This window comes from Pseudomonas sp. PA-1-3F, assembly GCF_021609665.1.
In the GTDB taxonomy this organism is placed as follows: Bacteria; Pseudomonadota; Gammaproteobacteria; order Pseudomonadales; family Pseudomonadaceae; genus Aquipseudomonas; species Aquipseudomonas paracarnis.
The window spans coordinates 33,252-52,152 of sequence record NZ_WJZD01000010.1; the positions used below are offsets into that span (position 1 = coordinate 33,252).

Genomic DNA, 18,901 nt, shown 5'->3' on the forward strand with positions numbered 1-18,901 from the left:
CCTTTGTCGCCGCCAAGCCTTGATGACAATGGTTCTCAGGCACCTTCTGCGCGCTGAAAAGGCTATGCTCGGACCATGACGCCATTCCCCGACTTGCACACCCTGCCCCGCCAACTGCGCCACCCCGAGGTGCGCGACCTGGCGTGGGTGATGCTCGCACCACCGATGCTGGCGCAGACGCCTTGGCCGCAGCGCCATCCGCTGGCGGGCAGTGACTGGGTGCAAGCCCCTCACCAACTCGAAGCCTGGCTGCGCCAGCTGGACCAGGACAGCAGCGCGTTGCAGCAGTGGTTGAGCCTGGCACGTACCCGGCGCCTGGGCCTGTACTACGAGCGCTTGTGGCAATTTGCGGTGCAGCAGGCGCCGGGTGTGGAGTTGCTGGCCGCCAACCTGCCGATCCGCCGTGCCGGGCACACGCTGGGCGAACTGGACATGCTGCTGCGCGACCGCGATGGGGTGCACCACCTGGAACTGGCGATCAAACTCTACCTCGGCCCGCAGGACGGCAACGGCCAGGACGCTACGCAATGGCTGGGGCCTGGCTGCCATGATCGGCTGGACCGCAAACTCGCGCATCTGGCCGAGCATCAATTGCCAATCTCCGCGCGGGCAGAAAGCCGCGAGGCATTGGCGGCGCTGGATATCCAAGCGTTCGATGCGCACTTGTGGCTCGGTGGCTATCTGCTCTACCCCTGGCCCGGCGCGGCGCTCTCCCCCCTAGGCGCACACCCGCAGCATCTGCGTGGGCGCTGGTTGCATCAGCGCGACTGGACGGACTTTGTCAGCACCCGCCCAGAGGGTCGCTGGCAACCCCTGCCCCGCCATGCCTGGCTGGCGCCCGCGCATTACCCGGCCGATGAAGTGTGGAGTGAGGTGCAGATGCAAGACTGGCTGGCAGAGCTAGACCCCATGGCCCCGGCGCAGTTGCTGGTGCGCATGGTGCCGAACGGTGAGGAGTGGGAAGAAGCCGAGCGGTTGTTTCTGGTGGCCGATCTTTGGCCGAATGTGCCGGGGACAGGCTGATAGGTGTGGGGTGTTTGAGGGCCTCATCGCAGGCAAGCCAGCTCCCACAGTTTGACCGCGCCGCTGGCTTGCCTTTTGTAGGAGCGAGCTTGCTCGCGAAAAACTCACTGACTCCGCGTTCATTCAGCAAACACGGGTTATCGTTGACGTTTTTCGCGAGCAAGCTCGCTCCTACAGAATTGACCGCAGCGCCGATTCCATGTGGGAACTGGCTTGCCTGCGATGGCGATAGCCCAGGCGCTACAGCTTATCGATGTGCTGATACTCCAACTGCAACCCCACCGCCAATTCCTCAGCCCGCCCCAACCTGATCGGCCCACGCTCGATGTCAATCAACATGCCTGGGCACTCCAATCGCGGCAGCGCGCCAATCGCCTTGAGCCTCCCATCGGTCACCACCAGCAACTTCTGTTGCTCGGCAGGATAGCGCTTGCGTCGCGCCGCCAACCAATGCCCCGCCTCGGTCAGCGCAGCCAGCAACGGCGTGCCCCCGCCCGCTCCCAACTGCTCCAACCAATCGGACAAGCCTTTCGCCGCCTTCAAACCTTGCACCTGCCACTTCGGCGATTGCCCGCTGGCCGTCAATAACGCCATACGCGCCCGTTGGCGATAAGCATCATCAAACAGCTGGGCCAGCAGCCCCTTGGCATCGGTCAGTGCCCGATGGCGCCGCGTGGACGCCGAGGCATCGACAATCACCAGCCACAGTTCAGGAGCCGACCGGCTACGCAGGTGGAACAACAGGTCCTCACGGCATTGCGGCCGCCCACCCAGCAACGTGCCCGGCCAATTGATCGCCCCGCGCTGTGCGCTGCGGGCCTTGCCCTGCCGGCCGGTGTTCAATCGCCCCGCCTGGGGCCGGGCATCCGCCCCCGCGTCAGGTCGGGGGCGGATGCCTAAGGCTTTTTTGGCCAGGTGGGTACATCGCGGCGTGCGCCCGTGGGCAAGGCGGGTGCGGGCATATCGCCCCACTGGCCTTGGCCGGGCGAGGTTTCAGAAGGTGACGACGACGGCCCGTCATTCGGCTGGGGCGGCGCGCCTGCCGGCGCTTGCTGCTGACGTCGATGGCGCAAGGCAAACTCCGCCACCGCGTCGATATCTTCCTGCTCGATAGCAGCGGCGCCACGCCAAGCCGCATGGGCACGGGCGCCACGCAACCAGACCAGGTCGGCACGCAGGCCGTCGACCCCTGCGGCAAAGCAGCGCTCGGTGATGCGGGACAACGCCTGGTCATCCAGGGCGATACTGTCTAGCCGTGCCCGTGCCAGGGTGCAGCGTTCGCGCAAGGCAGCTTGCGCTGGCGCCCACTGCGCGCAGAACGCAGCCGGGTCAGTGTCGAAATCCAGGCGACGCCGGATGATCTGCCCGCGCTCGGCGGGCAGAGTCTGCCCGCTCAAGGCCACGTTGAAGCCGAAGCGGTCGAGCAACTGCGGGCGCAGCTCGCCCTCCTCAGGGTTCATGGTGCCGATCAGTACAAAGCGCGCCGCATGGCGATGGGAAATCCCGTCGCGTTCGATCAAATTGGTGCCGCTGGCGGCTACGTCCAGCAGCAGGTCCACCAAGTGGTCGGCCAGCAGGTTGACTTCATCCACGTACAACACCCCGCCGTCAGCCTTGGCCAACACACCGGGGGAGAATTGCGCGCGGCCTTCGCCCAGCGCGGCATCCAGGTCCAGGGTGCCGACCAGGCGCTCTTCGGTCGCCCCCAGGGGCAAGGTTACAAACTGCCCGCTGGCCAACAGGTCTGCCAGCCCACGGGCCAGAGTCGACTTGGCCATGCCGCGTGGCCCTTCGATCAGCACGCCGCCGATCTTCGGGTCGATGGCGGCCAGGCACAGTGCGAGCTTCAAGTCATCAGCGCCGACCACGGCGGCCAGCGGAAAATGGGGAATATCAGTCATAGTCAACTCTTAATAACGCGTTCAAACGCTCCCGCGTGGGAACGCTTCGCTGGACGCTCGGCGTCCGTTCTTGTGACGCAGAGCGTCACGGGCTGCATTCCCACGCGGAGCGTGGGAACGATCAGCGGAGCGAGGGAATGATCAGCGGAGCGCGGGAACGAGCACTCAGCTGTCTTCTTCTATGTCCAGCAACAGGTTTTCCAAAGCTTCGCGGTACGCCCCCGGTGCCTGCCACAAGCCACGTTGCTGGGCTTCGAGCATGCGCTCGGTCATGTCGCGCAGGGCATCGGGGTTGTGCTGTTGCACAAAGGCACGGGTGTCAGGGTCCAGCAGGTAGGCATCGGCGAGCAAGGCGTATTGGTGATCGTCAATCAGCGCGGTGGTAGCGTCGAAGGCGAACAGGTTGTCCACGGTCGCGGCCATTTCAAACGCGCCTTTATAGCCATGGCGCTTCACGCCCTCGATCCACTTGGGGTTGGCCGCACGGGAACGGATCACCCGGTTGAGCTCTTCCTTCAAGGTGCGGATTTTCGGCACGTCCGGCTGGCTGTGGTCGCCATGGTAGCTGGCGGCCTTTTCGCCGCTCAGGGTTTCCACGGCGGCCAGCATGCCGCCCTGGAATTGGTAGTAGTCGTTGGAGTCGAGCAAGTCGTGCTCGCGATTGTCCTGGTTCTGCAACACCGCCTGCACCTGGCTCAAACGCTGGGCAAATTGCTCGCGGGCCGCAGTGCCTTCGTCAGCCCCCCCGTAGGCGTAGCCACCCCAGTTCAGGTAGACCTCGGCCAAGTCCTCGCGGCTCTGCCACAAGCGCCCGTCAATCGCGCCCTGCACGCCCGCGCCATAGGCACCCGGTTTGGCGCCGAAAATGCGCCAGCCGGCCTGCTTGGCCGCGGCACCTTCATCCAGGCCCGCCTCGAGCAATGCTTGGCGTTCACTGCGTACTTTGGCGGCCAGCGGGTTCATGTCGTCGGGTTCATCCAGGGCGGCCACCGCCTGCACCGCCGCATCGAACAGGCGGATCAGGTTGGCAAACGCATCGCGGAAGAACCCGGATACGCGCAGGGTCACGTCCACACGCGGACGGTCCAATAAGCTGATCGGCAGGATCTCGAAATCGTCCACCCGCTGACTGCCAGTGGCCCATACCGGGCGCACGCCCATCAGTGCCATGGCCTGGGCGATATCGTCACCGCCGGTGCGCATGGTCGCGGTGCCCCATACCGACAGGCCGAGCTGGCGCAGGTGGTCGCCATGGTCTTGCAGGTGCCGCTCAAGAATCAGGTTGGCCGACTGGAAACCGAGACGCCACGCCGTGGTGGTTGGCAGGTTGCGTACGTCCACGGTAAAGAAGTTACGCCCCGTAGGCAGCACATCCAGCCGACCGCGACTCGGCGCACCGCTGGGCCCGGCCGGGACGAAACGCCCATTCAAGGCATCGAGCAAGCCGCGCATCTCTGCGGGGCCGCAGGCATCCAGGCGTGGCGCGACGACAATGCGCAGGCTTTCGATCACCGACTTCACCTCCTGCCAGCCGGGCTCTTCCAACTGTTCGATGGGGCCTTCCAACGCCTGCTCGATCAAGCGCGCCGCGTACAACTCCAGACGTTCACGGGTATCCCCGGCCGTACGCCACAGCTGATCGTCAATCTTCTGCAACACCAACGGGCGCCGCCCCGTCCAGGGCTCGGCCAGTGCGCAATCGAGCGGATCAAACCCCAGGTCGAATGCCTTGGCCAACACACGCAGCAGACTCGACTGCGGGCCCCGGCCATCGCCACGGGGAATGCGCAACAGCGCCAGCAAGGTGTCGATACGCAAACGGCCCTCGGGCGACTCGCCAAAGATATGCAGGCCATCGCGGATCTGCGATTCCTTCAAGTCGCACAGGTAGGTATCCAGGCGCGGCAGCCACACCGCCGCGTCCGCCTCACTGCCCAGTTCAAGCTCCTGGTCGATACGGGTTTCGCGCACCAGCTTGAGGATGTCTTTTTGCAGCTCCAGCGCACGGCGCGGGTCGAGCAATTGCGCCTCGTAATATTCGTCGGCCAATAACTCAAGGTCACGCAGCGGGCCGTAGGTTTCGGCGCGGGTCAGCGGCGGCATCAGGTGATCGATGATCACCGCCTGGGTGCGCCGCTTGGCCTGGGCGCCCTCACCCGGGTCGTTGACGATAAACGGGTAGACATTCGGCAGCGGCCCCAGCAATGCATCCGGCCAGCAGTGCTCCGACAGGCCCACGCCTTTGCCGGGCAGCCACTCCAGGTTGCCGTGCTTGCCCACATGGATCATGCCGTGGGCGCCGTAGGTATGGCGTAGCCAGAAATAGAACGCCAGGTAGCCATGGGGCGGCACCAGGTCCGGGTCGTGGTACACCGCGCTGGCATCTACCTGGTAACCCCGGGCCGGCTGGATGCCGACGAAGGTCAGGCCCAGGCGCAGACCGGCGATCATCATGCGGCCATCGCGGCACATCGGATCGTTTTCCGGGGCGCCCCAACGCTCCAGCACGGCCTGGCGATTGGAGGCCGGCAAACGATCAAACATTGCCTGGTATTCCACAAGGCCCAGGCTTTGATGGCAGGGGCGCAGGTCGAGGCTGTCGAGGTCGTTGGTGACGCCGCCGAGCAGTTCGTGGATCAGTGCGGTGCCGCTGTCGGGCAGCCGCTCCGCTACCGGGTAGCCCTCTGTTTGCAAGGCGCGCAGGATATTCAGCGCTGCCGCCGGGGTGTCCAGGCCCACGCCGTTACCGATGCGACCGTCGCGGGTCGGGTAGTTGGCGAGGATCAACGCAATCCTTTTCTGGGCATTGGGCACCCGCGCCAACTCGACCCAACGGCGTGCCAGCTCAGCGACAAAATCCATGCGTTCGGGCGCTGCGCGGTAGCACACCACGTCCGACTGGCTGCGCTCGCTGCGCCAGGCCAGGTCCTTGAAACTGATCGGCCGGCTGATGATGCGCCCGTCCAGCTCCGGCAAGGCGATATGCATCGCCAGGTCGCGGGGCCCCAGGCCTTGTTCGCTGGCCTGCCAGCCGGGTTGGTTGTCCTGGGCGCAGATCGCCTGGATTACCGGGATATTGCGGCGAAACGGGCGCAAATGCGGCGCTTCCGGGCTCGATTGGGCAAAGCCGGTGGTGTTCAGAATTACCGCGGCTTGCACGTCATCCAACAGGTCCTCGACCACCGAGAGGCAGCCGGGTTCTTTCAAACTGGCCACCGCGACAGGCAACGGGTTGAGGCCCGCCGCCTGTAAGCGCTGGCAGAACACATCAATAAAACCGGTATTGGCAGCCTGTAAATGGGAGCGGTAGAACAGCACCGCAGCCACGGGCCAATCAGCGTGCCAATCGGCCTGCCAGTCATTGAGGCGGGCATTGGCGTTGTGCGGGTGATAGATCGCCGTGCGCGGCAGCGCTTGCGGCTCGGTCCAGGCATAGTCCCGGCCCAAGTGGGTACTGGCCAGGCAATGGTAAAAATCCAGGGCATTGCCCAGGCCACCTTGGCGCAGGAAGTGCCACAGGCGCTCGCGGTGTTCGGCAGCAACAGTGCTCAGGCCGCTGAGTTCCGGGTCCGGACGGTCGTCACCCGGCACCAGGATCAGGGTGACGCCGCGTTCGGCCAACTCCACCAGGCGCTCGATGCCGTAGCGCCAATACCCGATACCGCCGTGCAATGACAGCAGGATGACCTTGGCGTGGCGCAATACCTCGTCCACGTACAGGTCGACCGAGGCATGGTTCTGCACCTGCATCGGGTTGGCCAGGCGCAGGCTGGGGTAATCCTCGGGCAATTGCTGGGCGGCTTCGGCGAGCAGCGCCAGGCTGGAGTCGCCGCTGCACAGGATCACCAGTTCAGCGGGGGTCTGGCCAAGGTCGGCAATATTGTCGTCCGCGACGAAACCACCGGGTTGGGTCCTGAGCAGGTGCATGGTTAAACGCTGAGGGCAGCGCGCAATTGCGCTTCGAGGCCAGCGGCGTCCAGTTCCTGGCCGATCAGCACCAGGCGCGTGGTGCGTGCTTCGTCAGCGCCCCAGGCACGGTCGAAGTGTTTGTCAAAGCGCGTGCCCACACCCTGGATCAGCAGGCGCATCGGTTTGTTGGGGATCGCGGCGAAACCTTTCACCCGCAGGATGCCGTGCTGCACCACCAATTGGGTCAGGGCGTCGAGCAGCAGCGCCTCATCGGCTTGGGGCAAGTCGATGGAGATGGAGTCAAAGGCATCGTGATCGTGGTCGTCTTCACCCTCGTGGTGATGGTCGTGATGGCTGTGACGCCCGTCGATATGCTCTTCGGAACCGGCGCCCAGGCCGATCAGCACGTCCAGGGGCAGACGACCGCTGCTGGCTTCGATGATCTTCACCGCCGGCGGCAGTTCTTCGGCCACTTCCAGGCGCACGCGGGCCAGGTCTTCGGCGCTGATCAGGTCAGCTTTGTTGAGGATCACCAAGTCGGCGCTGGCCAGTTGGTCGGCGAACAGTTCGTGCAAGGGTGATTCGTGGTCCAGATTGGGGTCGAGTTTGCGTTGGGCGTCGACCTGATCCGGGAACGCAGCGAAGGTGCCGGCGGCCACGGCCGGGCTGTCGACTACGGTGATCACCGCGTCAACTGTGCAGGCGCTGCGGATTTCCGGCCACTGAAACGCTTGCACCAGGGGTTTTGGCAACGCCAGGCCCGAGGTTTCGATCAGGATATGGTCAAGGTCACCGCGACGGGCGACCAGTTCGCGCATCACCGGGAAGAACTCCTCCTGCACGGTGCAGCACAGGCAGCCGTTGGCCAGTTCGTACACGCGGCCGTTGGCTTCTTCCTCGGTGCAACCGATAGAGCACTGCTTGAGGATCTCGCCGTCAATGCCCAGCTCGCCAAATTCATTGACGATCACGGCAATGCGACGGCCCTGGGCGTTGTCGAGCATATGGCGCAGCAACGTAGTCTTGCCCGAGCCGAGGAAGCCGGTAACGATGGTGACGGGAAGTTTGGCCAGTGTTTTCATCGGATGCCCTTTGGGGCGGGCATACGGGACGACAGGCCCTGCGGCGGCGCGCAGCAGCGGATTTCGTCACCGGATCACCCCGCCCGGTTGAATTGAAAATCGGTGACGAGGCAGGTCTCCTGGCTTGGGGTGTGCAGGTCTTGCGACCAACGTTGACTGCGCCTTCCCGCCCTATCGGCAGTGGCGTGGCAGTCAACTGAACCCTTCACAGTTGCGGGGGCAGCCGCGGCTTGAACCGCGTTCCCTTCTTAGCTTCGGCCTGGGCCGAAGAACCTCGAAGGTGCAAGGCTACAGTGGCTTGCAGCATTTGACTACCGTCCCGGCCCATGCTCTCCTACACGCCTTGTTTCGGGTGCCCTTCACAGGGTGAAACGGGAAACCGGTGCGTCATAGACCTATGACCAGTCCGGTGCTGCCCCCGCAACGGTAAGCGAGCGAAGCGTCACGGCCACTGTGCTTTATGCATGGGAAGGCGATGCTTTCAGGAGGACTCTTTCCAGAGCCGCCCCTCGCAAGCCCGGAGACCGGCCCGAAAAATTCAGATAACAAACCCGCGGTGGGCGGGCGCTGTTCAGAACCCTGCGTGCCTGGCGCGTGGGGTTTTCATGCGCTCGTTTCACCCTGACACCTGAAAGGGACGCGCCATGTCGATCATCAGCAGCACTTCGCACACCGCTACTAGCACCGCCACCCTCAGCCAACGCCTGACCGCCGCCATCGGTGCGTCGATACTCGGCGCGTGTTTGGTGTATTTCGCCGGGTTCTCGCATATCGAGGCGGTGCACAACGCCGCCCACGATACCCGCCACAGCGCCGCGTTCCCGTGCCATTGAGAGCTGCCGACATGATCAAGCGTATTGCGCAAACCGCAGGGTTCACTGGGCTTTTGGCTGCCTTGCTGCTGACCCTGCTGCAAAGTTTCTGGGTGGCACCGCTGATCCTGCAGGCGGAAAGCTTTGAAAAAGCCCCGCCAGCCGCTGAAGTGGTGCACGAGCACGCCGCTGGCGCTGCTGCCCACAGCCACGATGCCCAAGCCTGGGAGCCGGAAGATGGCTGGCAGCGTGTGTTGTCCACCACTGGAGGCAACCTGGTGGTGGCCGTAGGCTTTGCACTGATGCTCGCCGGCCTCTACACGCTGCGTGCGCCGACCCGCACTGCCCAAGGCCTGCTCTGGGGCCTGGCCGGCTACGCGACCTTTGTACTGGCACCCACCCTGGGCCTGCCACCGGAACTACCCGGCACTGCGGCGGCTGACCTGACGCTACGCCAGACCTGGTGGATCGGTACCGCAGCCTCCACCGCCGCCGGCCTGGCGCTGATCGTGTTCGGCCGCAACTGGCTGTTGAAAGGCCTTGGACTGGCGATCCTTGCCGTACCCCACGTCATCGGCGCGCCGCAACCTGAGGTACATTCGATGCTGGCCCCGGAGGCGCTCGAAGCGCAGTTCAAGATCGCCGCGCAATTGACCAACGTCGCCTTCTGGCTGGCACTGGGCCTGATCAGCGCCTGGTTGTTCCGCCGCAACCGCGACGACCAATACTCGGCATGATGCTGGTTGTCGGTTTGGGCTGCCAGCGTGGCTGTGAGGTTCACAGCCTGCTGGCGTTGCTGGACGGAGCCCTGGCCTCGGCAGGCATTGATCGCTCACGCATAACTGCGCTGGCAAGCATTGATCGCAAGCGCGATGAACCTGGGCTGCTGGCGCTGGCCCAGCGGTTGAACCTGCCCTTGCAGTGCTTCAGCGCCGAGCAACTGGCGGACTATGAGCATCGGCTAAGTCATCGCTCAACGCTGGCGTATGCCCATACCGGCTGTTATGGGGTGGCCGAAAGCGCCGCCCTGGCCCTGGCCGAGCACCTGTCCAACGGCCCCGCGCGCCTGCTGATCACCCGCCAGAAAAGCGCACAGGCCACCATTGCATTAGCCTGCGCGGGCTAAAATCCCAATAATTGCCGCTTTTGAGCATGAGCCGTGTTCATGCTCACGCGTTTCTGAACAGGACTTCTCCATGACCGTCTACTTTATCGGCGCCGGCCCCGGCGACCCGGAATTGATCACCGTCAAAGGCCAGCGACTGATCCGCAGTTGCCCGGTGATCATCTACGCCGGCTCGCTGGTGCCCGCCGCCGTACTGGAAGGTCATCAGGCGTTCCAGGTGGTCAACAGTGCCGAGCTGCACCTGGAACAGATCATGGAGTTGATCAAGACGGCCCATGCCAAAGGCCAGGATGTGGCGCGGGTGCACTCCGGCGATCCCAGCCTGTATGGGGCGATTGGCGAGCAGATCCGCCACTTGCGGGAAGTGGGTATTCCTTTTCAGATCATTCCCGGGGTTACGGCAGTAGCGGCCTGCGCCGCGTTGCTGGAAACCGAGCTGACTCTGCCGGACATCGCCCAGAGTGTGATCCTGACCCGCTACGCCGACAAAACCAACATGCCGCCCGGTGAGAGCTTCGACAGCCTGGCCCGCCATGGTACGACCATGGCGATTCACTTGGGGGTCAATCACCTGGAAAAGATCGTCGCCGAACTGCTGCCCCACTATGGCGCTGATTGCCCAATTGCCGTGGTGCACCGAGCGACCTGGCCGGATCAGGATTGGGTTGTCGGCACCCTGACAGATATTGCCGCCAAGGTCACAGCCAAGGGGTTCCGGCGCACGGCGCTGATTGTGGTGGGCCGGGTGCTGGCCAGCGACAGTTTCGGCGAGTCGTCGCTGTATCGGGCCGGGCATGCCCACCTTTACAGACCCTGATTATGTGGGGTGGCTTGCCCTAATCCCCGTAGGAGCGAGCTTGCTCGCGAAAACCCCATAGGCGCCGCGTTTATTCAGCAAGCACGCATTATCGTTGACGCTTTTCGCGAGCAAGCTCGCTCCTACAAAGAGCGCATAAAAAAACGGCGCTCACGGGGCGCCGTTTTTTATGCTCGCAGTGAACACCTTACTCAGTAGTAGGCGTTTTCTTTCTGCGTGTGGTCGGTCACGTCACGTACGCCCTTGAGCTCCGGGATGCGTTCGAGCAGGGTGCGCTCGATACCTTCGCGCAGGGTTACGTCCGCCTGGCCGCAGCCTTGACAGCCGCCGCCGAACTTCAGTACGGCAATACCGTCATCCACCACGTCGATCAGGCTCACCTGGCCGCCATGACTGGCCAGCCCCGGGTTGATCTCGGTTTGCAGGTAATAGTTGATGCGCTCATTGACCGGGCTGTCGGCGTTGACGTTCGGCACCTTGGCGTTGGGGGCCTTGATGGTCAACTGGCCGCCCATACGGTCGGTGGCGTAGTCGACCACGGCGTCGTCCAGGAAGGCTTCGCTGAAGGCGTCGATATACGCGGTGAAGCTTTTGAGCCCCAGGGCAGTGTCTTCAGGCTTTTCTTCGCCGGGCTTGCAGTAGGCAATGCAAGTCTCGGCGTACTGGGTGCCGGGCTGGGTGATAAAGACGCGGATGCCGATACCTGGGGTGTTCTGCTTGGACAGCAGGTCAGCCAGGTAATCGTGGGCGGCGTCGGTAATGGTTATGGCAGTCATGGAAACTCCTCACAGGCTTGCCCGCAGTTTACGCCAAATCATTACAGAGGTACAAAGTCCTAGTATTTTTGTCGGGAAATTATTTCCGGGCCCTCAATACCCCACCAACGCTTGAGCATTCGATAGGTTCCCTTCTCCAACCATTGGTAACTGCCATAGGAACCCAACAGTATCAGTACGATGCAAACCGCCAGGACTGCGTAGGGATCCATACCCGTTCGCTCGACAACCCATCGCCCGGCGACCAGTACGAGCACATGGATCAAGTACACCGAATAAGAGCAATCGCCGAGCATCTTCAATACCCTGGAACCCTTGAAACAGGGCTCTAATGTCACGCAACTGATGACCAAGAGTGCACTGGGCACGCCCCACTCCAACGCGCGGGGAACATCGGCCCCGTGATAAATCGCCGCCAGGGCAGCCATGATCCCCAGCAACGGCAGCCACGGTTTGGCCCGACACAGGCCGCGGCGATACAGCATGCCAATCCCGATACCCATCAGAAACTCGATGACAATGTCATCGCGGTAAAAACCACCGGCCAGGTCGAAGGCCGGCCCGATGAGGTCACACACCAGGTACAACAGCACCGCTACCACCCATAGCCGATAGTCCCGGTGAACCAGCAAGGCACAGGCGAACAGCACGTAAAACAGCATCTCGAAGTTCAATGTCCACCCCACATCCAACAGGGGATAGATGCCGTACCCACCGGGGTTCTGCGCAGGCACAAAGAGCATCGACAGAAGCACGCGGCTCAGTTCCAGTCGCACCTCTGGAAACATCGAGGGCACCGCTGACACCAGCAGGGCCAAGAGCAAGGTGTAAAACCAGTACGCCGGAGCGATCCTGGCCACGCGCATCAGCATGAAACGCCAGGGGGTCAGTGCCTTGTCAGCGCTCGCCAGGAAAATCACCAGGCCGCTGATCACAAAGAACACATCCACACCGATACCGCCTTTATCGGCGAGCAGATACTCCAGCGCGTTGTGGGCCTCAAAGTCGAAAAACACCTGCATGAAATGGTGGCCTACCACCATCCACGCCGCCAAGGCACGTAGCGCCTGCACTGAAATCAACATCGTCGGAGAACCTTTTCCAGTCTGTTGGTAAATATCCGACCGCTTCAGCACCTGATTGGAGAGATGACTGGATCAATAACGATAGTTATAGGTTCTCATAGCGGTTCATGTCCAATACGCCCTCTTCCACCGGCGTGGTTTCGCGGATGTACTGCGACAAGTCGTGGAAATACTGCCAGAACAACGGATGGCTGCGCCGCACACCCCAGCGGTCGACGATTTTCTCGAAGCTCTTGGCGTCCTTGGCCTGCTCCATCAGCGCGACAAACTCAGGCACTTGCCGGGCCGGGATATTGAACATGAAGTTCGGGTAGCTGCTGAGCACGCCAGGGTAAATGGTCACAGTGTCCAGGCCCGGCTGATAGCGATACGCCTCACCCAGCAGAAACGCCACGTTACTGTGGGCACGGTTGCGCAGCAGGCTGTAGACCTCGCGCTTGCCGCTGGCAGTTTCGATGCGCAGCATCGTGGCTTCGGGCAATTGCTCGATCACCTTGAGCCCTGCCGCCGGCCGCGAGGTCAGGCGGCTCAGCGCTTGTTCGGCATCCTGCAAGGCCGGGTCGATGCCGTCGCGGGAGCAGAACGCGCCGCTGCAGCGGTTGATCGGGTCGGGGCTGGCGTTCAAATGGCCGTAGCGGGTCAGCAACTGGTTGGCGAAGTCACGCTTGGGGTCTTTTTCGCTCAGGTGCAAACCACTGGCCTTGTCATCGTCAATCGCTTCGTAGTCCAGCCACAGCTTGAGCTTGCCGCTGTTCTGGTACCAGTCGTCCATGAAGTCTTCGCGGGTGTCGGCGGGCATCAGGCGCAGGAAGTTCTGCTCGGCACCGTTGCGGATCAGGTCGAAATACAGGCGGGTCTGGGCCTGGTGCGAGACGTTGCCAAACACATCGAAATTCACCGCCAACTGGTAATAGGTGCGTTCCAGCAGTGGGTAGTCGAACAGCCACATCGTCTGCGGAACCTCGCCAATCAGGCCCTTGGTCACCGAGGCGCTGTCGAAATGGCGGAAAATGCTCAACAAGGCATTGTCATTGCCCGCCCACAATGTCGACCAGCTCGGCGCCGGCAGGTCTGCATAGTTGTCACGGCGCAAGGCTTCGTACTGGTTGCGCTTGTCGCGATAGGCCAGCCACAGGCTCAGCACACTGCCCACATCGTCATTCTGCCCGGGCATGGCCAGCAACGGCGTGGCCTGGCCGCGATAACGCGCATCGGTGACGTACAGATCATGGTCGGGGTCCTGGAACAGCGTCCAGAAGTTATCGCGGATCACGTCCGTAGCGATCTGCCCACGGCACACCGGCCCGCGAATGAAGGTACGCACGAAGTACTCAGCGTTATCGAGCATGAATTGGTAACGCGCTTTAGCCGGGATGGCTTCGAATGTCGCGAACGGGTTGGCGCGGCTGCCGGGGCCGTAGCCTGGCAAGGCCGTGACTTGCCAGTCGGCGGCGTAGAACAATGCCTTGATCCGCGCCATCTTCGCCGCGCTGAAGGGGTAAGTGATGTGGGTTTTATGCACGATCACGCCCTGCACCGGCCACAGGCGGTAGTACACCTGGGTGCCGGGGTCGTCGTTGGGGCGGCGGGTGGCGATCAGGTCAATCGGCTGGCCACTGGGCGTACGCGAACGCACCCACTGGAAATAATGCCCCGGCTCGCCGTTCTCGAAATAGATATGCGCCAGGAACAAATGCTCGAACAGCCAGCGCGCCACCAGGCTTTCCCGGGCGCCCGGCTGGTTGAACAGGTTTTCCCACTGTTGCACTTGCAACGCTTCCCTGGCGCTCGGCGCCAGGCCCTGCTCGTCAATCGGCGCGCCGGAGGCCAGCCAGCGTTGCAAAGTCTGGTACTGCTGATCGGTCAGGCCGGTGACCGCCAGCGGCATGCCTTCCTTGGGGTGAGCGCCGGCATAGGCATTGAACTCTCCGGGCGTTGCGCACATATTTTCGCGGTTGAGCCCCAGCACAATGTTGTCGGGCAGCTTGGCATTGGGCGCCAGCGGCGCGTTGTGCCCCAGCTCCAGCATGCGCGCCATCAGCGCAGCCTGGCTGCCCTGGGCGTCCAGCACCGAATAGAAGCCCTTCTGCTGCCACGCCTGCTTACCGAATGCGTCATAAAACAACCGCGTAGTTGGCGTGGCCTGGCTGCGCTCGCCGTCATACACCGGCATTTTGCTTGCCCCGCGTGCGGCGCCCTCGGCGCTCCCGAGGTTGAGCTGGCAGGCGGAGTCGTAGCAGGCGTGGCAGGCCACGCATTTCTCGGTGAAGATCGGTTGGATATCGCGGGTATAGGAAATCGCCGAAGCGGGACCCTCTGCCTGCGCAGTACTGGCTATCAAGGCCAGGACGGCGCTGACGATCAAACGAAGTGACATGTATCGGGTCCCGATTCAAGGCGTGCGGTCTGTGAAATGGCGGTGATTCTACCGGGCCATGACCGCCAGCAACATGAGCGATATTCATGCACAACCCGGACATGCTCCAAATCGGCACAGGTTTGCTATGATTCACGCCCTCCGTAATGCCTGACCAGAGTAGTCCCATGCCCGATCGTAGCGCTCGCCTGCAAGCCCTTCACCAAGCCCTCAAGGAACGTATCCTGATCCTGGACGGTGGCATGGGCACGATGATCCAGAGCTATAAGCTCGAGGAGCAGGACTACCGTGGCAAACGCTTCGCCGATTGGCCAAGCGACGTCAAGGGCAACAACGACCTGCTGGTGCTGACCCGCCCGGACGTGATCGGCGGCATTGAAAAAGCCTACCTGGACGCCGGCGCCGACATTCTTGAAACCAACACCTTCAACGCCACGCGTATCTCCATGGCCGACTACGGCATGGAAGAACTGGCCTATGAACTGAACGTGGAAGGCGCACGCCTGGCGCGCAAGGTGGCCGACGCCAAAACCCACGAGAACCCGGCCAAACCGCGTTTTGTCGCCGGTGTACTGGGCCCGACCAGCCGCACTTGCTCGCTGTCGCCGGACGTGAACAACCCCGGCTACCGCAACGTGACCTTCGATGAGCTGGTGGAAAACTACACCGAAGCCACCAAGGGCCTGATCGAAGGCGGCGCCGACCTGATCCTGATCGAAACCATCTTCGACACCCTTAACGCCAAGGCCGCGATTTTCGCCGTGCAAGGGGTGTTCGAGGAACTGGGCGTGGAACTGCCGATCATGATCTCCGGCACCATCACCGACGCGTCCGGCCGTACCCTGTCGGGCCAGACCACCGAAGCGTTCTGGAACTCCGTGGCGCACGCCAAGCCGATCTCGGTCGGTTTGAACTGTGCCCTGGGGGCCAGCGAGCTGCGCCCCTACCTGGAAGAGTTGTCGAACAAGGCCAACACCCACGTTTCGGCGCACCCCAACGCCGGTCTGCCCAACGAATTCGGCGAGTACGACGAACTGCCGTCAGAAACCGCCAAGGTCATCGAAGAATTCGCCCAAAGCGGCTTCCTGAACATCGTCGGCGGTTGCTGCGGCACCACGCCTGGGCATATCGAAGCCATCGCCAAGGCTGTGGCCGGTTACGCGCCGCGCTCGATCCCGGATATTCCCAAGGCTTGCCGCCTGTCGGGCCTGGAGCCGTTCACCATCGACCGCAGTTCGTTGTTCGTCAACGTCGGCGAACGTACCAACATCACAGGCTCGGCCAAGTTCGCCCGCCTGATCCGCGAAGACAACTACACCGAAGCCCTGGAAGTCGCCCTGCAGCAGGTGGAAGCCGGCGCCCAGGTGATCGACATCAACATGGACGAAGGCATGCTGGATTCGAAGAAGGCCATGGTGACCTTCCTCAATCTGATCGCCGGCGAGCCAGACATCTCCCGCGTACCGATCATGATCGACTCCTCCAAGTGGGAAGTGATCGAAGCCGGCCTCAAATGCATCCAGGGCAAGGGCATCGTCAACTCCATCAGCATGAAGGAAGGCGTGGAGCAGTTCATTCACCACGCCAAGCTGTGCAAGCGCTACGGCGCGGCGGTGGTGGTGATGGCCTTTGACGAAGCCGGCCAGGCCGACACCGAAGCGCGCAAGAAAGAAATCTGCAAACGCTCCTACGACATCCTGGTCAACGAAGTCGGCTTCCCGCCGGAAGACATCATCTTCGACCCGAACATCTTCGCGGTCGCCACCGGTATCGAAGAGCACAACAACTACGCCGTCGACTTCATCAACGCCTGTGCCTATATCCGCGACGAACTACCGTATGCGCTGACCTCCGGTGGCGTGTCCAACGTGTCGTTCTCGTTCCGCGGCAACAACCCGGTGCGCGAAGCGATCCACTCGGTGTTCCTGCTGCATGCGATCCGTGCGGGCCTGACCATGGGTATCGTCAACGCCGGCCAGTTGGAGATCTACGACCAGATCCCCGCCGAGCTGCGTGACGCCGTCGAAGACGTGGTACTCAACCGCACACCCGAAGGCACCGACGCCCTGCTGGCGATTGCCGACAAGTACAAGGGCGACGGCAGCGTCAAGGAAGCCGAGACCGAGGAATGGCGTGGCTGGGAGGTCAACAAGCGCCTGGAACATGCGCTGGTCAAGGGCATCACCACGCACATCGTCGAAGACACCGAAGAGTCGCGCCTGTCGTTTGCGCGCCCGATCGAAGTGATCGAAGGCCCGTTGATGTCGGGCATGAACATCGTTGGCGACCTGTTTGGCGCCGGCAAGATGTTCCTGCCCCAGGTAGTGAAATCCGCCCGGGTGATGAAGCAGGCGGTGGCGCACTTGATTCCGTTCATCGAGCTGGAAAAAGGCGACAAACCCGAAGCCAAGGGCAAGATCCTGATGGCCACGGTCAAGGGCGACGTGCATGACATCGGCAAGAACATTGTCGGCGTGGTGCTGGGTTGCAACGGCTATGACATTGTCGACCTGGGCGTGATGGTGCCGGCGGAGAAGATCCTGCAGGTGGCCAAGGAGCAGAAATGCGACATCATTGGCCTGTCCGGCCTGATCACGCCGTCCCTGGATGAAATGGTGCATGTGGCCCGCGAGATGCAGCGCCAGGATTTCCACCTGCCGCTGATGATCGGTGGCGCCACCACCTCCAAGGCGCATACGGCGGTGAAGATCGAGCCCAAGTACAGCAATGACGCGGTGATCTACGTCACCGACGCCTCCCGCGCCGTGGGCGTGGCCACCCAGTTGCTGTCCAAGGAATTGAAGGCCGGTTTCGTCGAGAAGACCCGCCTGGAATACATCGACGTACGTGAGCGCACCTCCAACCGCAGTGCGCGCACCGAGCGCCTGAGCTATCCGGCGGCAATCGCCAAGAAGCCGCAGTTCGACTGGAGCAGCTACACCCCGGTGGTGCCAACCTTTACCGGCGCCAGGGTACTGGACAATATCGACCTCAACGTCCTGGCCGAGTACATCGACTGGACGCCGTTCTTCATCTCCTGGGACCTGGCCGGCAAGTTCCCGCGCATCCTCACCGATGAGGTGGTAGGTGAAGCGGCTACCGCGCTGTATGCCGATGCCCGGGAAATGCTCAAGAAGTTGATCGACGAGAAACTCATCAGCGCCCGGGCGGTGTTCGGTTTCTGGCCGACCAACCAAGTGCAGGATGACGACCTGGAAGTCTACGGCGACGACGGCCAGCCTATTGCCAGGCTGCACCACCTGCGCCAGCAGATCATCAAGACCGACGGCAAACCGAACTTCTCCCTCGCCGACTTCGTCGCCCCCAAGGACAGCGGCGTGACCGATTACATCGGTGGGTTCATCACCACCGCCGGCATCGGTGCCGAGGAAGTGGCCAAGGCTTACCAGGACGCGGGCGATGACTACAACTCGATCATGGTCAAGGCCCTCGCCGACCGCCTGGCCGAAGCCTGCGCCGAATGGCTGCACCAGCAAGTGCGTAAAGAACACTGGGGCTACGCCAAGGACGAGCAACTGGACAACGAGGCGCTGATCAAGGAGCAATACAGCGGCATCCGCCCTGCCCCCGGCTACCCGGCGTGCCCGGATCACACCGAAAAAGCCCAGCTGTTCCAACTGCTCGACCCCCAAGCCCGCGAAATGCACGCTGGTCGCAGCGGCGTGTTCCTCACCGAGCACTACGCAATGTTCCCGGCGGCAGCGGTCAGCGGCTGGTATTTTGCCCACCCACAGGCGCAGTACTTCGCCGTGGGCAAGGTCGACAAGGATCAGGTCACCAGCTACACGGCACGCAAAGGCCAGGACCTGAGCGTGACGGAGCGTTGGCTGGCGCCGAATCTGGGCTACGACAACTGAGGTAACGCTGCTACTGGCTGCGGTAACCGTTTACCGCACCTACGATGACTCAATGCGATTTCCTGTGTCGGACCGATTCTCGGTCCGCTGAACCGGCAGCTCAGCACAACCGGTT

At 62.7% G+C, this 18,901-nt stretch carries 13 protein-coding genes and 2 riboswitches; of the genes, 6 read left to right on the plus strand and 7 right to left on the minus strand.

Annotated features, from left to right (window positions below):
* Nucleotides 1-75 precede the first annotated feature (75 nt).
* Entirely contained in the window at nucleotides 76-1,023 is a 948-nt protein-coding gene (locus GIV26_RS08930; protein ID WP_236280120.1) for a DUF1853 family protein, read from the plus strand.
* Between the two features lie 240 nt (nucleotides 1,024-1,263).
* On the opposite strand, the gene GIV26_RS08935 is transcribed toward GIV26_RS08930, so the two are convergent.
* The 4 genes from GIV26_RS08935 to cobW all read right to left on the minus strand — a co-directional run bounded on the left by GIV26_RS08935 (nucleotide 1,264) and on the right by cobW (nucleotide 7,915).
* The gene (locus tag GIV26_RS08935) at nucleotides 1,264-1,866 is read right to left on the minus strand and encodes a vWA domain-containing protein (protein WP_054897518.1); all 603 of its coding nucleotides are present in this window, start codon (nucleotides 1,864-1,866) and stop codon (nucleotides 1,264-1,266) included.
* Nucleotides 1,867-1,919: 53 nt separating this feature from the next.
* Nucleotides 1,920-2,924, minus strand: coding sequence for an ATP-binding protein (locus GIV26_RS08940; protein ID WP_213159393.1), 1,005 nt, complete (start codon nucleotides 2,922-2,924; stop codon nucleotides 1,920-1,922).
* A gap of 165 nt (nucleotides 2,925-3,089) precedes the next feature.
* Nucleotides 3,090-6,851 carry a cobaltochelatase subunit CobN gene (gene cobN, locus GIV26_RS08945; RefSeq protein ID WP_236280122.1) on the minus strand — a complete coding sequence of 1,254 codons (3,762 nt, stop codon included), beginning with the start codon at nucleotides 6,849-6,851 and terminating at the stop codon, nucleotides 3,090-3,092.
* Between the two features lie 2 nt (nucleotides 6,852-6,853).
* On the minus strand, nucleotides 6,854-7,915 hold the full coding sequence (gene cobW, locus GIV26_RS08950; protein ID WP_034126057.1) for a cobalamin biosynthesis protein CobW: 1,062 nt from the start codon (nucleotides 7,913-7,915) through the stop codon (nucleotides 6,854-6,856).
* Nucleotides 7,916-8,007: 92 nt separating this feature from the next.
* A riboswitch (cobalamin riboswitch) is annotated at nucleotides 8,008-8,207 on the minus strand.
* A 41-nt stretch (nucleotides 8,208-8,248) separates the two neighbouring features.
* Nucleotides 8,249-8,462, plus strand: a riboswitch (cobalamin riboswitch).
* 97 nt (nucleotides 8,463-8,559) lie between these two features.
* Between cobW and GIV26_RS08955 the strand changes: the two genes are divergently transcribed.
* From GIV26_RS08955 to cobM, 4 genes are all read left to right on the plus strand, one after another.
* The gene (locus GIV26_RS08955; protein ID WP_003190735.1) at nucleotides 8,560-8,748 is read left to right on the plus strand and encodes a CbtB domain-containing protein; all 189 of its coding nucleotides are present in this window, start codon (nucleotides 8,560-8,562) and stop codon (nucleotides 8,746-8,748) included.
* Between the two features lie 11 nt (nucleotides 8,749-8,759).
* Nucleotides 8,760-9,464, plus strand: a complete 705-nt coding sequence (locus GIV26_RS08960; protein WP_198791216.1) for a CbtA family protein — start codon at nucleotides 8,760-8,762, stop codon at nucleotides 9,462-9,464.
* On the plus strand, nucleotides 9,461-9,853 hold the full coding sequence (locus tag GIV26_RS08965) for a cobalamin biosynthesis protein (RefSeq protein ID WP_236280124.1): 393 nt from the start codon (nucleotides 9,461-9,463) through the stop codon (nucleotides 9,851-9,853). The genes GIV26_RS08960 and GIV26_RS08965 overlap by 4 nt, the downstream gene beginning before the upstream one ends.
* Before the next feature lie 70 nt (nucleotides 9,854-9,923).
* A complete protein-coding gene (cobM, locus tag GIV26_RS08970) occupies nucleotides 9,924-10,670 on the plus strand; it encodes a precorrin-4 C(11)-methyltransferase (RefSeq protein ID WP_096144266.1) in 747 nt (248 codons plus the stop codon).
* 191 nt (nucleotides 10,671-10,861) lie between these two features.
* Here the strand turns inward: cobM and nfuA are convergent, their stop codons facing one another.
* From nfuA to GIV26_RS08985, 3 genes are all read right to left on the minus strand, one after another.
* Entirely contained in the window at nucleotides 10,862-11,446 is a 585-nt protein-coding gene (gene nfuA, locus GIV26_RS08975; RefSeq protein WP_003190728.1) for a Fe-S biogenesis protein NfuA, read from the minus strand.
* A gap of 59 nt (nucleotides 11,447-11,505) precedes the next feature.
* Nucleotides 11,506-12,531 (minus strand): acyltransferase family protein, encoded by a 1,026-nt coding sequence (locus tag GIV26_RS08980; protein ID WP_236280126.1) that lies wholly within the window; start codon nucleotides 12,529-12,531, stop codon nucleotides 11,506-11,508.
* An 85-nt stretch (nucleotides 12,532-12,616) separates the two neighbouring features.
* The gene (locus GIV26_RS08985; RefSeq protein WP_236280128.1) at nucleotides 12,617-14,908 is read right to left on the minus strand and encodes a fatty acid cis/trans isomerase; all 2,292 of its coding nucleotides are present in this window, start codon (nucleotides 14,906-14,908) and stop codon (nucleotides 12,617-12,619) included.
* Between the two features lie 167 nt (nucleotides 14,909-15,075).
* Between GIV26_RS08985 and metH the strand changes: the two genes are divergently transcribed.
* On the plus strand, nucleotides 15,076-18,786 hold the full coding sequence (gene metH / locus GIV26_RS08990; RefSeq protein ID WP_181125337.1) for a methionine synthase: 3,711 nt from the start codon (nucleotides 15,076-15,078) through the stop codon (nucleotides 18,784-18,786).
* Nucleotides 18,787-18,901 lie beyond the last annotated feature (115 nt).